1 pseudogene is annotated in these 271 nt (G+C 54.6%); it reads right to left on the reverse strand.

The window, feature by feature from the left end:
- Positions 1-75: 75 nt before the first annotated feature.
- Positions 76-271, reverse strand: a pseudogene (locus KK062_RS30310) (cysteine desulfurase); the annotation flags it as partial.

The raw sequence follows: 271 nt of genomic DNA on the forward strand, positions 1-271 counted from the left end.
GAAGCACACAATCAACACAAAAAAGCGTGGGCGCGAAAACAAAGAATATCGGAACGCGCGCACACGTTCATACCCTTATGCTGGTATACACATAAGTTGTTCGAGCACCCGGACCGCCTGGTCGACGTCTTCGGTGGTGTTGAAGCGGCTGAAGGAGAACCGCACAGAAGCTCCTTTGCACGTAGGATACAATGCCTTCAACACTTGCGATCCTGCCGGCTCTCCGCTCGAGCACGCTCTTCCCCCGGACTCAGAGATCGCATGCTGATCG

The organism is Dawidia cretensis (assembly GCF_018598175.1).
GTDB classification, from domain to species: Bacteria; Bacteroidota; Bacteroidia; order Cytophagales; family Cyclobacteriaceae; genus Ohtaekwangia; species Ohtaekwangia cretensis.